The organism is Streptomyces sp. NPDC001407, from assembly GCF_042895325.1.
Taxonomy (GTDB): Bacteria; Actinomycetota; Actinomycetes; order Streptomycetales; family Streptomycetaceae; genus Streptomyces.
Genome location: NZ_JBIAWF010000019.1, coordinates 141543 through 154536, shown reverse-complemented (window position 1 = coordinate 154536; position 12994 = coordinate 141543). Strand labels below are relative to the sequence as shown.

Annotated in this window: 12 protein-coding genes; 4 read left to right on the top strand and 8 right to left on the bottom strand. The window is 72.1% G+C overall.

The features are described from left to right. Window positions 1-272: 272 nt before the first annotated feature. The 4 genes from ACFY1P_RS24895 to ACFY1P_RS24880 form a co-directional block, all read right to left on the bottom strand. Complete coding sequence (locus tag ACFY1P_RS24895; protein ID WP_361521209.1) at window positions 273-641, bottom strand: DNA-binding response regulator; 369 nt, start codon at window positions 639-641, stop codon at window positions 273-275. 156 nt (window positions 642-797) lie between these two features. Further along, a complete protein-coding gene (metG, locus tag ACFY1P_RS24890) occupies window positions 798-2513 on the bottom strand; it encodes a methionine--tRNA ligase (protein ID WP_361521212.1) in 1716 nt (571 codons plus the stop codon). A gap of 124 nt (window positions 2514-2637) precedes the next feature. Continuing rightward, window positions 2638-2907, bottom strand: a complete 270-nt coding sequence (locus tag ACFY1P_RS24885; protein ID WP_361521215.1) for a hypothetical protein — start codon at window positions 2905-2907, stop codon at window positions 2638-2640. Next, window positions 2895-3080 carry a hypothetical protein gene (locus ACFY1P_RS24880; RefSeq protein WP_361521384.1) on the bottom strand — a complete coding sequence of 62 codons (186 nt, stop codon included), beginning with the start codon at window positions 3078-3080 and terminating at the stop codon, window positions 2895-2897. The genes ACFY1P_RS24885 and ACFY1P_RS24880 overlap by 13 nt, the downstream gene beginning before the upstream one ends. Window positions 3081-3313: 233 nt before the next feature. On the opposite strand from ACFY1P_RS24880, the gene ACFY1P_RS24875 reads away from it, so the two are divergent. The 3 genes from ACFY1P_RS24875 (at window position 3314) to ACFY1P_RS24865 (ending at window position 6782) form a co-directional block, all read left to right on the top strand. Then, window positions 3314-4519, top strand: a complete 1206-nt coding sequence (locus ACFY1P_RS24875) for an RICIN domain-containing protein (protein WP_361521218.1) — start codon at window positions 3314-3316, stop codon at window positions 4517-4519. 446 nt (window positions 4520-4965) lie between these two features. Then, complete coding sequence (locus ACFY1P_RS24870; protein WP_361521375.1) at window positions 4966-5619, top strand: response regulator transcription factor; 654 nt, start codon at window positions 4966-4968, stop codon at window positions 5617-5619. Next, window positions 5616-6782 (top strand): HAMP domain-containing sensor histidine kinase, encoded by a 1167-nt coding sequence (locus ACFY1P_RS24865; RefSeq protein WP_361521221.1) that lies wholly within the window; start codon window positions 5616-5618, stop codon window positions 6780-6782. The genes ACFY1P_RS24870 and ACFY1P_RS24865 overlap by 4 nt, the downstream gene beginning before the upstream one ends. A 53-nt stretch (window positions 6783-6835) precedes the next feature. Here ACFY1P_RS24865 and ACFY1P_RS24860 read toward each other — a convergent pair whose 3' ends face one another. The 3 genes from ACFY1P_RS24860 to ACFY1P_RS24850 form a co-directional block, all read right to left on the bottom strand. Beyond that, the gene (locus ACFY1P_RS24860) at window positions 6836-8173 is read right to left on the bottom strand and encodes a VWA domain-containing protein (protein ID WP_390751911.1); all 1338 of its coding nucleotides are present in this window, start codon (window positions 8171-8173) and stop codon (window positions 6836-6838) included. A 254-nt stretch (window positions 8174-8427) separates the two neighbouring features. After that, the gene (locus ACFY1P_RS24855; protein ID WP_361521228.1) at window positions 8428-9780 is read right to left on the bottom strand and encodes a carotenoid oxygenase family protein; all 1353 of its coding nucleotides are present in this window, start codon (window positions 9778-9780) and stop codon (window positions 8428-8430) included. Between the two features lie 120 nt (window positions 9781-9900). Next, window positions 9901-10449, bottom strand: coding sequence for a GNAT family N-acetyltransferase (locus tag ACFY1P_RS24850; protein ID WP_361521231.1), 549 nt, complete (start codon window positions 10447-10449; stop codon window positions 9901-9903). A 214-nt stretch (window positions 10450-10663) separates the two neighbouring features. Between ACFY1P_RS24850 and ACFY1P_RS24845 the strand changes: the two genes are divergently transcribed. Beyond that, complete coding sequence (locus tag ACFY1P_RS24845; RefSeq protein ID WP_361521234.1) at window positions 10664-11839, top strand: alpha/beta hydrolase-fold protein; 1176 nt, start codon at window positions 10664-10666, stop codon at window positions 11837-11839. Window positions 11840-11846: 7 nt separating this feature from the next. On the opposite strand, the gene ACFY1P_RS24840 is transcribed toward ACFY1P_RS24845, so the two are convergent. Further along, entirely contained in the window at window positions 11847-12908 is a 1062-nt protein-coding gene (locus ACFY1P_RS24840) for an alpha/beta hydrolase-fold protein (protein ID WP_361521237.1), read from the bottom strand. Between the last annotated feature and the right edge of the window lie 86 nt (window positions 12909-12994).

The window sequence follows — 12994 nt, the reverse complement described above, 5'->3', positions numbered from 1 at the left end:
GGTTCCCAGCCCGGAGGCGCCACCCCCGGCACCCACCACCACCCAAGCCCGGCCGGCGATTGAGGCCGCCCGCCGCAGGCGCACACAACCCGCACAAGACATCGGACCCGCACCCAGCGGAAAGCGCACCCACCACAACCCAAGCCCGGCCGACGTTTGAGGCCGCCCGCCGCAGGCGCACACAACCCGCACCCAGAAACGGCCGCCCCGCCGCAGGCGGCAACGCGCCCGCACAGTCCAGCCCGTCCGGCGCTTGAGGACACAGCAAACCGTCACACCAGCGCCGTCACCAGCGGAGCCTTCGCGCAGCAGCCGACGGCCGTATGGACCGCGCGGGCCAGCCGCCAGGCGGTGAGGCGGCCCAGGTAGAGGACGGACCGCACCCCGTATTCCGCCACAGCCATGAGCTCCGACTCGCCGAGTTCCTCGGCCACGAGGACGACGCGTTCGGCGCCGTCCCGGGACCGGCGGCGGAGTTCCGCCGCGGCGGGGGCGTCGTCCGCGCCCATGAGGACGAAGGACACGTCCCCGTCCTCGCGGACCACGCGCACCTCGGGCAGCTCCCGCAGCCGGCGGACGAATCTCGCCCGGTTGAGCTCGTCGGTCGCGTGCACGGTCACGGTGATGCGTTTGTCGGACACTTCTTTTCCTCGTCTTCGTCTTCCCCCATGTATCTACGCGTCCCACCCTGCTGGGGCGCTGTCAACGAACGATTGCCGATCGATCAATGCAGAAGAAAACCGGGCCCGGAACCACTACGGTTCCGGGCCCGGCCGCGGTGCGCGGGGGAGGCGGGGTTACGCCTCTTCGCCGCCGCCGAAGCGCTCGCGGTACTCCGCGAGGTCGTCCTCGGTGATCTTCGCGAAGAGCACCGGCGGCACGGTGAAGGCCGTGCCCGCGGGGACGAAGGACAGGGACATGGCCTCGTCCGGCGTGATCCACGTGGCGTTGTCGTCGGTCAGCGCGAACGCGGACCGCATCGCGGCGGCGGACGCCGGGATGAAGGGCTCGGACACCACGGCGTAGAGGTGGATGAGGTTCATCGCCGTGCGCAGGGTGAGCGCCGCGGCCTCGGGGTCGGTCTTGATCTCCAGCCAGGGGGCCTTGGTCTCCAGATAGGCGTTGCCCGCGCTCCACAGCGCGCGCAGCGCCTGCGCGGCCTTGCGGAACTGGAGCTCCTCCATGTGCCGCTCGTACTCCGCGAGCAGTTCCGCGACCTCGCGGCCCAGCGCCGCCTCCGCCTCGCCGGCCTCGCTGCCCGCGGGGACCTCGTCACCGAAGCGCTTCTTGGAGAAGGAGAGCACGCGGTTGACGAAGTTGCCGAGGACGTCGGCGAGGTCCTTGTTCACGGTGGCGGAGAACAGCTCCCATGTGAAGGACGTGTCGTCCGACTCGGGGGCGTTGGCCATCATGAAATAGCGCCAGTAGTCGGCGGGCAGCAGCTCCAGGGCGTCGTGCGTGAAGACGCCGCGCTTCTGGGAGGTGGAGAACTTGCCGCCGTAGTAGTTGAGCCAGTTGAAGGCCTTGACGTAGTCGACCTTCTTCCACGGCTCGCGGGTGCCGAGCTGCGTGGCCGGGAACATCACCGTGTGGAAGGGGACGTTGTCCTTGCCCATGAACTGGGTGTAGCGGACGTCGTCGGCCTCGTACCACCACGACTTCCAGTCGCGGGCGGCCGGGTCCTGGTCCGCCCACTCCTTGGTGGCGCCGATGTATTCGACGGGCGCGTCGAACCAGACGTAGAAGACCTTGCCCTCGGCCGCGAGCTCCGGCCAGGTGTCGGCCGGGACGGGCACGCCCCAGTCCAGGTCACGGGTGATGGCGCGGTCGTTGAGGCCCTCGGTCAGCCACTTGCGGGCGATGGAGGAGGCCAGCACCGGCCAGTCCTTGCCGTGCTCGTCGATCCACGCCTCGACCTCGCCCTGGAGCTTGGACTGGAGCAGGAAGAGGTGCTTGGTCTCGCGCACCTCGAGGTCGCTGCTGCCGCTGATCGCCGAGCGGGCGTCGATCAGGTCCGTCGGGTCGAGCACGCGGGTGCAGTTCTCGCACTGGTCGCCGCGGGCCTTGTCGTAGCCGCAGTGCGGGCAGGTGCCGACGATGTAGCGGTCGGGCAGGAAGCGGTCGTCGGTGATCGAGAAGACCTGGCGGATCGCCCGCTCCTCGATGAAGCCGTTCTCCTTGAGCTTCCGCGCGAAGTGCTGGGTGATCTCGCGGTTCTCGGGGGAGGAGCTGCGGCCGAAGTAGTCGAAGGAGAGCCCGAAGCCGTCGTAGATGGCCTTCTGGGCGTCGTGCTGCTGGGCGCAGAACTCGGCGACGGGCAGGCCGAGCTCCTTGGCACCGAGCTCGGCGGGCGTGCCGTGCTCGTCGGTGGCGCAGATGTAGAGCGTCTCGCGGCCGGTCTGGCGGAGGAAGCGCGCGTAGACGTCCGCCGGGAGCATGGACCCCACCATGTTGCCCAGGTGCTTGATCCCGTTGATGTACGGAAGGGCGCTGGTGATGAGGTGTCGAGCCATTTCCGGCTGCTCCCTGGTCGCGGTTTACAGAGACCTTTAGCGTATCCGAGCGCCAGGGGGTGCCCGCGCGGCGATTTCGGCGTCCGCCGCGGGGGTCACCCGTGCGCTGCGGCCCCCGTGGGCCTCAAGCCGGCCCGGCGGCCGGCGGCGCTTCGGCCATCCACGCCCGCCACGGCCTGGTGATCACCTCCCGGTAGGTGTGGTGGGACGGATTGCGGCCCGCGTGCCTGAACGTCCAGTCCTGGGCGGCCGTGACGTCCTCCACGGCGCCCGAGCACGCCTCGCACACCGCGCACTGCATCGCGTATGTGATCGGCTCCGCGTCCGGCTCCCGGTCGGGCTGGAGGGTCCAGTTCCCGAACAGGAAGACCGTGCGGGCGGTCAAAGCCCCCACCGGCTCTCGGCATTCAGCCGGGCCACGCGGGCGCGCAGCGCCTCCGCCTCCGAGGCGGGCCGGGCGTACTCGGGCGGGCAGTCCCACTCGACGCCGCCCTGGGGAGGACGTAGCTGCACGTATCCGGCGTGCCGGTCCATGACTTGGCCGAGGCGATTGGTACGCGTGTCCACGGCATAGCTCACGGGTGCGGGAGGAGGGGGTGCGGGGGCAGGGAGCGAGGGGGGATTTTCATTGCTCACGCATGGAGGATGCCCACTGATGCGGAAGCCTGATCAGGCCACTTGAAGGAGGCTTGGTCCACGGCCGTGCGGATGGCCGGGTTTCCTGTCGCACCCTTTCCCGCGCGCTCCTAACGTGGGGCGCCGGAGCAAGGCAGTGATTCCGGCCGTTCACAGGAGGGTCCATGAGCGTCAGCGCCAAGACCACGTACCTGATCAGGAACGACGAGACCGGGCTGTATCTGACGGCGAAGGGCGCGGCGGTGGTGCAGGAGCGGCTGCGCGAGTGGCCGGCGCGGGCGGGGCAGGCGTGGCGGCTGGAGGCCGGGCAAGGGGGCAAGGACACCTACCGGGTGCGGAATCTGCGCAGCGGCCGGTATCTCCAGGTCCGCCGCCACGGCAAGGGCGCCGCCGTCGGGCAGGGGCCGCTGGAGGAGAGCGCGCCGGCGTACCGCGGCCAGACCTGGCGGATCACGAATGACGACGCCAAGGGGTCGCCCGTCGTCAACGTGGGCAGCGACCTGCGGCTGGCCGTGCGCGGTGGTTCCACCGCCGAGGGCGCGGCGATCGAGCAGACGGCGGAGAGCACGATGGCGCCGCTCGGGGACCGGCGGTGGCACTTCGAGGCCGTCGAACCGGCCGGTGAGAAGCGCGCGTTCGACGCGCTGGCCGGGCTGCTCGTCGAGCCCGCCACCGGGGGCCTCGTCTCAACGGCCACCAGTGTGCTCAAGACGACGCTGGAGGCGACCGGCGGTGTCTTCGGCACGGTCTCCCGGTGGGTGCCGGGGGCCGACCGCACGCCGTACATCCGCTTCGACGGGTTCCGGGACGACGAGGTCGTGCGGTTCTCCCAGCGGAACCGGGTGGAGGCCGAGCGCAGGAAGATCAGCGAGGCGTTCCCGCACCTGGCCAAGGAATTCCACGGCGGCTTCGACTTCGTGACGCGCACCCCGCGCGGCCACCGGCACCCCTATCTCGGCGTGAAGGGCGACCTCGCCGTGGAGTTCTCCGACCGCGAGGGCGAGGACCTGCTGCCCGCGGACGAATACTTCCCCGCCCAGGAGCTCCAGCCGCGGGTCGGCCGGCGGTTCAAGGCGGTGTCCGCGGCGCCGGACGGCTCGTCCTATCTGGTGTTCGGGGAGCGCGGGATCGTGATCGTCGACCGGCCGGGGACGGCGTACGAGCGCGAGGTGCACGACGTCGAACTGGGGCACCTGCCGAAGGCGTTCACGGGTGTGCCGGACGCGGTGACGTCGGCGGGTGTGGGGGAGGAGACGCACTTCTTCGCGACGAAGGGCGATCAGTACGTCGTCTTCACGCTGCGCGAGGTGATCCAGGGGCCCTCGGAGATCCTCGACGCGTATCCGTTCCTGCTGGGGTCCTGGCTCTAGCGCGGCCGGGGAGACGTCTGCCCGGGTGGCGGGAGGTGCGACCCTCTCCCGCCACCCGAGCTCCCCTCCCCCTCTCATCGGCTCTTCGTCGGCTCGGCATCGGTCTGCCTCGGGCTTGTCGGCGGCTTTTCAGAGGCCTCAGGACCCCGCCCGCGTCCCGGCCGTGCCGCCTCGCCGAGCCCGTGGGATGACCGACGGATCCGAAGAGTGATCCTACGACTACCAAGGGTAGTCACTCGATCGCACCGGCGTCACCACCGGGGAGGGGCGCCCGGAGGTGATCGCGGGGCGCGCGAGGCATGCGGTCCGGAGTCGCGCGCTCCGGTCCATGGCGGAGGCGGCCGACGTGCGGGGGCGCGCGACGGAGACATCCGCGAAACATCCGGTGCGGTAGACCCGCATGCATGCTGGAAAGGGGGTGAATGCCGACAAGGATGGACAACGACATGCGGGTGCTGGTCGCCGAGGACGAGGAAATACTGGCCGAGCTGGTCGCCACCGGCCTGCGCCGGGCCGGGTTCGCCGTGGACACGGTCTACAGCGGCGACGCCGCGATCGCCTATCTGGACCTGCACGACTACGACGTCGTCGTGCTCGACCGCGACCTGCCACGGGTGCACGGCGACGACGTCACCCGCCGCCTCGTCGCCTCCGGCTCCCGCACGCGCGTCCTGATGCTCACCGCGGCCGGCAGCATGGAGGACCGCGTCGCCGGGCTGGACCTGGGTGCCGACGACTATCTGCCCAAGCCGTTCGAGTTTCCCGAGCTCGTCTCGCGCGTACGGGCGCTGCGCCGCCGCAGTGCCCGCCCGGCGCCGCCGGTGCTGGAGCGCCACGGCCTGCGGCTGGACACCGTGCGCCGCACCGCGTTCCGCGACGAGCGGGACCTGGATCTCTCGCCCAAGGAATTCGCCCTCCTCCAGATCCTGCTGGAGGCGGAGGGCGCCGTCGTCAGCGCGGAGGAGCTGCTGGAGCGCGCCTGGGACGCGCACGCCGACCCCTTCACCGGTGCCGTCCGCGTGGCCATGAGCAAGCTGCGCGGCAAGCTCGGTGAGCCGCCGCTGATCCGTACGGTCCAGGGCGTGGGATACGCGCTGTGAGGCTCCGCGTCCCCAGGCCCGCGCTCACCGCCCGCACGCGCATCGCCGCCGCCTACGGCGCGGTCTTCCTCGTGCTCGGCGCGCTGCTGCTGGCCACGGTCAACGTCCTCTCCCGCGCCGGCACGCGCGAGCAGGCCACCGTCATCGCCCGCACCGCCCTGCCGATGGAGACGCTGCGGCCGGACCGGACGGCCGTCCCGTTCCGGGGGCAGGAGGTCAAGGGGGCGGCCCCGTCCACGATCTACCAGGTCACCGGGGACGTCAGCGCCGCCGCCTCCCATCAGCTCGTGCTCTGGTCCGCGCTCGCCCTCCTGCTCACCGCCCTGCTGGCGGTCGGCGTCGGCTGGTGGACGGCGGGGCGCGTGCTGCGGCCCGTCCACGCCATGACCGCCACCGCCCGCCGCATCTCCGCGCGCAATCTGCACGAGCGCATCGGACAGCGCGGCCCGCACGACGAGCTGAAGGAGCTGGCCGACACGATCGACGCGCTCCTCGGCCGGCTGGAGGGCGCCTTCGACAGCCAGCGCCGCTTCGTCTCCAACGCCTCCCACGAACTGCGCACCCCGCTCGCCACCCAGCGCGCCGCCATCCAGGTCGGCCTGGACGGCGAGGTCTCCCCCGAGGAACTGGCGCGTACGAAGGAGCTGTTGCTGGAGACGAACCGGCGCTCGGAGCACCTGATCGACGGCCTGCTCGTGCTGGCCCGCAGCGAACGCGGCCTGGAGCGCCAGGACCCGCTCGACCTCGCGGAGGTCGTGGCGGAGGAGGCCGCTGCCGTCGCGGACCGCGCGGCGCGGGAGGGCGTACGCGTCGACACGGACGCCGTGCCGTCCGCGCTCACCGGCAACCGCGTCCTGCTCGCGCAGCTGACCGGCAATCTGCTGCGCAACGCGGTCGGCTACAACCGTCCCGGCGGGAGCGTGGAAGTGCGCGTGCGGCCCGGCCTGTTGACCGTGGCGAACACCGGCCCGGAGGTGGCGCCGGAGGAGGTCGAGGGCCTCTTCGAGCCCTTCCGGCGGGGTGCCGGGCGGGAACGGCTCGGGGGCGGCGCGGGCCTGGGCCTGTCGATCGTCCGCTCCATCGCGCGGGCACACGGCGGCACGGTGGACGCGGTCCCGCGGCGGGGCGGCGGGCTGCGGGTGACCGTACGGTTCGGCGCGTAGACGGAAGAAGGCCGCCCCGGTGCAGGGGGCGGCCTTCTTCCGTCGCTGTACGGCTACTTCACGATGCCCGCCGCGCGGGCCTCCGTCAGCCACTCGGGGAACTCGACCATCAGCTCCTCGTAGAGGCGCGCGTCGGTGAGCGCGCGCGGGTCTCGGCCCGCGTGGAAGAAGCCCGCGTTGTCGATGACGCGCTTCTCCGGCACCGCGAGGTTGTCCAGCTTGCGCAGGAAGTCGAAGCCCTTGCTCTCCGGGTCGCCGAAGCCCACGAACTGCCAGAAGATGGGCAGCTTCGCGGCGTCGCACAGGGCGCGCTCCGCGGCAGGCTTGCTGTAGGGGCCGCCGTCGGTCTGGAAGATGACGAACGCGGGGTCCGTGGCGCCCGACTTCTCGTAGTGCTCGATCACCGCTGCCATGGCCCAGTGGTAGTTGGTGCGGCCCATGTGGCCCATGGAACTGTGGAGTTCCTCGATCCGGCCCTCATAGTTGCCGAGGTCCAGCTCCGCCGTGCCGTCGACGTCGGTGGAGAAGAAGACGACCGGGACGGTGCCGTCGTCGTCGAGGTGGGCGGAGAGGCCCAGGGCCTGCTCGGCGAGGTGCTGGACGGTGCCGTTCTTGTAGAACTCGCGCATCGACCCCGAGCGGTCGAGGACGAGATAGACGGCCGCACGCTGGCCCGTGAGCCCCTGCTTCTCCAGCGAGACCGCCGCGCTCTTGTAGAGGCTGACCAGCGCGGGCGCGGTCCGCTCCACCTTCTCCAGGCTGACCGCGGCGCCGGTCGCCGCGTCGCGGGGCGGCATCGCGGGCTGCGGCTCCGGCGACGGGCCCGGGGCGGGCTCGGGCTTGGGCACCGGGCGCGGCGTCGGCTCGGGCTCCACCGGCGGGGAGGGGCGCGGCGTGGGCACCGGGTCCGGCTCCGGGATGGGCTTGGGGGAGGGCATCGGCGTCGGCTCGGGCTCCGGCTGGGGGAGCGGGTCCGGCTTGGGCGTGGGGCCGGGGGTGGGGCCGAGCGGTCCGGGGTCGGGCACGCGGTCGGGCACGCGCTCCGTGGTGGGCTGCGCGGGCAGCGGCGCCCGGAGGGACTCGGCCGGGGCGGGCTCCGAGGCGGGCGCCGGCACAGAGGCTGCGGGCGCGGGTTCCGGCGCGGGGGCCGGCACGGAAGCCGACGCGGCGTCAGGGCTCGGCACGAGCACGGACATCGGCTCCGCCGACGGCCCCGGGACGACCGCCGCCGGCTCCTTCTCCGGCGCGGGGGTGGCCCCGGCGGCCGGCTCCGTGCCGTCGGTCCCGGCCGGCCGTCCCGCGTTCTGCTGGGGCAGGCTTGGTTCGTCGCGCTCGGCTGTCGCTGTCCTGGACCGGCCGAACGCGTTCCGCAGCAGACTCCGAATGCCCATGGGGAGCAGTCCTTCACGTGTCTCGGGAGCTATGAAATGTCCGGAGTGTCGGGGAATATCCCGGGTCCGGATGGCTACGTAAGGCTAGCCGTCACGCCCCTCCCGGCGTGCTCAGACCCTCGTAAGCCGGCCCGCGCCCGACACCGTCGGGGGACGGCCCCCGCGTCCGGTTGCGCCAGCTGGGCTCACCCGTAAGCACTCCTGAGCACCCGTGAGCGGCCGCGCTTCCCACCACGCCTACCCGCGCGGCGTCCTCACATACCGTCAGGGACCCAGTTGCCGTGGAAGCCCACCGGCACCCGCACCGGCAGATGCACCCGCGCCACCGGCCCCGCCGCGAAGTCCCGGGCCGCCAGCACCACCAGGTCCGAGGCGCCCCGCCCGGGGTCGTACGCGTACGCCATCACCCACCCGTCGTCCTCGGCCGCGTCCGGGGCGGAGGGGACGAACACGCCCTCGCCGACGTCGCCTCCCGGGGGCACGCGGAACTCCTCGCTCGTGCCGCGCTCCAGGTCGTACTTCAGCAGCCCCACCCCCAGCCGGTGCCGGTCGTCACCGGCGGCGGCCTCCGCCATCGCGTAGCCGAAGCGGTGCCGGACCGTCAGCCGCCGGGGGTCCGCCCGGGGGAACTCCACCTCGCGGTCGTCCAGCCGCGCGCGCCGTACGGTCCCGGCCGCGAGGTCCACCGTCCAGCGTTCCAGCAGCGCCGGGTGCTGCACGGCGTTCGGCGGCCGTCGGTCGAAGGGCCGCTCGTAACGGACGAGGTGGACGGTGACGACGCCGTCGCGCTCATAGGCGTTCATGGGGTGGAAGACGTAGCAGGGGTCGACTTCCAGCCAGCGGACGTCCCGGGCGCGGCCGTCCCGGGGGAGCACCCCGAGCCGGGCGGGCCGCTCGTCGTCCCAGCGCACGGGATCCGCGCCCGGCTCCGCCGGATCGGCTGCCACCACCGGCAGGTCGTAGAGCAGGACGTGCCGCTCGGTCAGCGAGAAGTCGTGCATCACGGGACGGCCCTCGACCGGAATGTCGACACGGCGGCGGATCCGGCCGTCGGTCCCGGCGACGAGGTACTGCACGTACGGCAGCGCCGGGCAGTACGCGACGGCGTGCAGTTCACCGCTGTGCGGGTCGATGACGGTGTGCGCGGCCAGCCCGCCGGGCAGGGTGCCGTGGAAGTCGAAGGGGCCGATCGTGAACAGGTCCTCGTCCAGCTCGTACGGCAGCGAGCCGGCCTCGACCAGCGCGAGGAGGTGCCCGGCGAAGCACTGCACGTGGGTGTTGGGCGCGAAGTCCATGCCCAGGTGGCGCGGGCCGTGCAGCAGCTTCTCCCCCAGCAGCCCGGCGACCTCGTCGGAGCGCACCCAGCGGTTGCGGTACCACTCGGCGTGCCCGTCGCGCAGCCGCACACCGTGCACCATGCCGACGCCGCCGAACCAGTTGTACGTGGCCGGGTCCGGGGCGCCGAGCGGGTTGGGGCCGTTGCGCAGATAGCGCCCGCGCAGGGAGTCGGGCAGGCGGCCGGTGACCGGGAGGTCGATCGCGGTGATCTCCTCGTGGACGGGCGCGAAGAGTCCGCTGAGGTAGGGGTTCGCGGTGGTTTCCGTCATGCTCCCACCATCCTCAGGAACGCCCCGCCCGACCAGAGGCGTGCGGGACCGGGGCCCGGACCCCGTCCGGGACCGGCCACATGCGGCCCGCCCGCCGCGAGGGCACCGCACCGGCGAGACTCACCTCCGCAGCGCCCGCACGAAAACCTCCAGCACCGGCCCGCCGCCAGGCGAGAGCTTGCCCGCGGCCGTCCACCCCCACGACAGCCGCGCCGCGTGCGCGCCGTCCCCGTGCGCGTCCGCCGGGGAGAGGAGTATCGCGGCGAGCCCGGCCCCGCTGCCGGAGAGCAGCCGGTCGTGCAGGCGGCGGCCGATGCCCTGGCGGCGGTGGCGCGGCAGGACCATCAGCTCGGCGACGAGGAAGACCCGCCCGGCGGCCGTCAGCTCCGCGAGGTCCGCGGGGACGGGCCCGTCGAAGCCGTGCCAGCGGTCGCTGTCACGGCTCAGCGGATAGCCGTACGCGCAGCCGACCGGCCCGCGGTTCTCGGCGATCACCAGGTCGAAGCCGGGCCGCGCGGAGTCCTCGGAGAGGCGTTCCTGGAAGCGGGAGCGGGTGCGGGGGGCCTCGCCGGGCGCGCCCCCGTACGCCGCCGCGTGCACATCCGCGAGCTGCTCGCGGTACTGGTCGGACTGCCAGCGGCTCAACCTGCGCAAGAAGACGTCGCCCATGCGCCCTTCCTGCCCAGCGGGGCCGCGGCCCACCCCCCGGGCGGGCGGTTTCCGGCGCGGTAACGGTGCGGTACGTCCAGGACACGGGCAGACCAAGAGAAGGGTAAGAAATGGGTGCAGGGCAACCCTCTTCACCCGATCCGGCCTCTTTACCGGTGAGCATCGTTCTACCGAACACGAGTACCCACCACGGGGGCAGGGAGATGAGGGACGCATGGGCCTGACCAGCCGGTCACTCTTGTACACGGTGGTCTTCGTCGCCGTGCTGTGCGTCGGCCTCACCGTATGGCTCTGGCCGCGGCTCTCCGGGCGCGGCGCGCTGCCCGTGCTGGGGCGGCTCGGTTCGATCCTGGTGACCCAGCTGGCGATCATGTCCGTGGTGCTGCTCGCGGTGAACTCCGCCAACAGCTTCTACGGCACCTGGGGCCAGCTGCTCGGCCGCTACGACCGGTCGCCGGGCCAGGTCACCGCGGTCACCGACGCCGGCAACGGCACGGTGGACACGGCCAAGGGCGGCGGCCTGATCCGGCCCGCGAGCACGCACAGCGGCGACCGCATGGGCCTGCCGGAAGGCCCCAAGGACCAGGTCGGCACGGTCGAGTCGGTGCGCCTGGTCGGCCGCCGCGCCAATGTCGTCGAGCCGGCCTTCGTGTATCTCCCGCCGCAGTATTTCCAGAAGCAGTACGAGCGGCAGCGCTTTCCCGTGATCGTGGCCATCAGCGGCTATCCGGGCGGCATCGACAACCTCTCCAAATACCTCCAGATCCCGAAGACCGCGAGCGAGCTGCTGGCCGCGAAGAAGATGCAGCCGACCGTGATCGTGATGCTCCGGCCGACGATCGCGCCGCCGCGCGACACCGAGTGCGTGGACGTCCCGGGCGGCCCGCAGTCGGAGACGTACTTCACCAAGGACGTGCCCGAGGCCCTGCGCAGCGCCTATCGCGTCGGGCACGAGGCGAGCGCCTGGGGCGCCATGGGCTATTCCTCCGGCGGCACCTGCGCGCTGGAACTGGCGATGCGCCAGCCCTCCGTCTATCCCGCGGCCGCGGCCCTCTCCGCCGACTACAAGATCAAGAACGACCTGACCACCGGGAACCTCTTCGGCAGCGGCGACGAGGGCAAGCAGCGGGAGCGCGAGCACGACCTGATCTGGCGCCTGGAGAACCTGCCCGCGCCCAAGGTCTCCGTGCTCGTCACCAGCAGCAAGAAGGGCGAGAAGAACCTCAAGGAGACCGAGAAGTTCCTCAAGGCGGTCAAGGAGCCGATGTTCGCCTCCAAGATGATCCTGGACGAGGGCAGCCACAACTTCACCACCTGGCGGCGGGAGATCTCGCCGAGCCTGGAGTGGATGAGCAAGCAGCTGGTCTTCCCGCAGGACGTCAACAGCTGACCGGCCCCTACGCCGGTCCCTTGTCCAGCTCCTCGCCCAGCCAGTCGAACGCCGCCGGGTACATCGAGATCCACGTGTTGTAGTTGTGCCCGCCCCGCTGCGTCAGCATCGTCTTCAGCCGGACCTTGCTGCCGGCCGACGCCCGCTGGAACTCCTCGATGTAGGAGGGCGGGCTGTCCCGGTCCTGGCGCGAGGTCGCGAGGAAGAGACCCACGTCGGCCTGGGTGTGGGCCACCAGCCACATGGGGCTGTTGTGCAGCCGCAGCTGCTCGTCCGCCAGGACGCCCCGGTCACCGGTCAGCGGGTCCGGGTCCAGCGCCGCGCCCGCCCCGAAGACCTTGGGGTACTGCAAGGGCAGCTTGGCCGCGCAGTAGCCGCCCGTGGAGATGCCCAGCAGCCCCCAGTAACGCGGGCCCTTGCCCGTCCTGAAGTGGTGCCGGATCAGGTCCGGGACGTCCGAGGAGAGCCATGTCGCGACCTTGTGCCCGGTGGTGTCCGTGCAGTCCGTGTCGACGCCGCCGGGATTGATGATCGGCACGGCGAGGATGAACGGCCGGCTCGCCCCCTCCCGCAGCAGCTTCTGGAAGTCACCGGGCATGTGGCCCTGCTCCATCCACGACTGCGGCGACCCGGGGACACCGTGCAGCAGCAGCACGACGGGAAAGGCGGTCCTGCGGTAGCGCGGCTCGTCGTACTGCGGCGGGGTCCAGATCATCACCTGCCCCGACAGCGACGAGGCGCGCCCGCGGACGTACGTCTCCTGTATGCCGGCGTCCCCGCGGATGAAGCGGGCCCGCTCCGGGGGCGGGCCGGGCATCGACACCGGGCCCGCGCCGGCGGGCCGCCCCAGCAGGTCGTCCCAGGACGCGTAGAGCCCGTAGCTGCTGTTGATCCAGGTGGCGACCACACAGATGGCGGTCACCTGGCACAGCCCGATGAGCACGACGCGCGCCAGCCAGGCGAGGGGGCGGGGGCCGGGGATCCTCGTCCACAGCAGCAGCGTCGCCAGCACGGCGACCGCGGTCGCCGCGATGAGCAGAGCGAAGAACGCGGTCCCGGTGAGGCTCATCCCTGCGGGCTCCCTCGGCTCGTCGGACCGGCCGCGGCCGGTGGCATCCGACCCTAGTCAACCGCCTTCCGGGCCAGGGCGCCGGA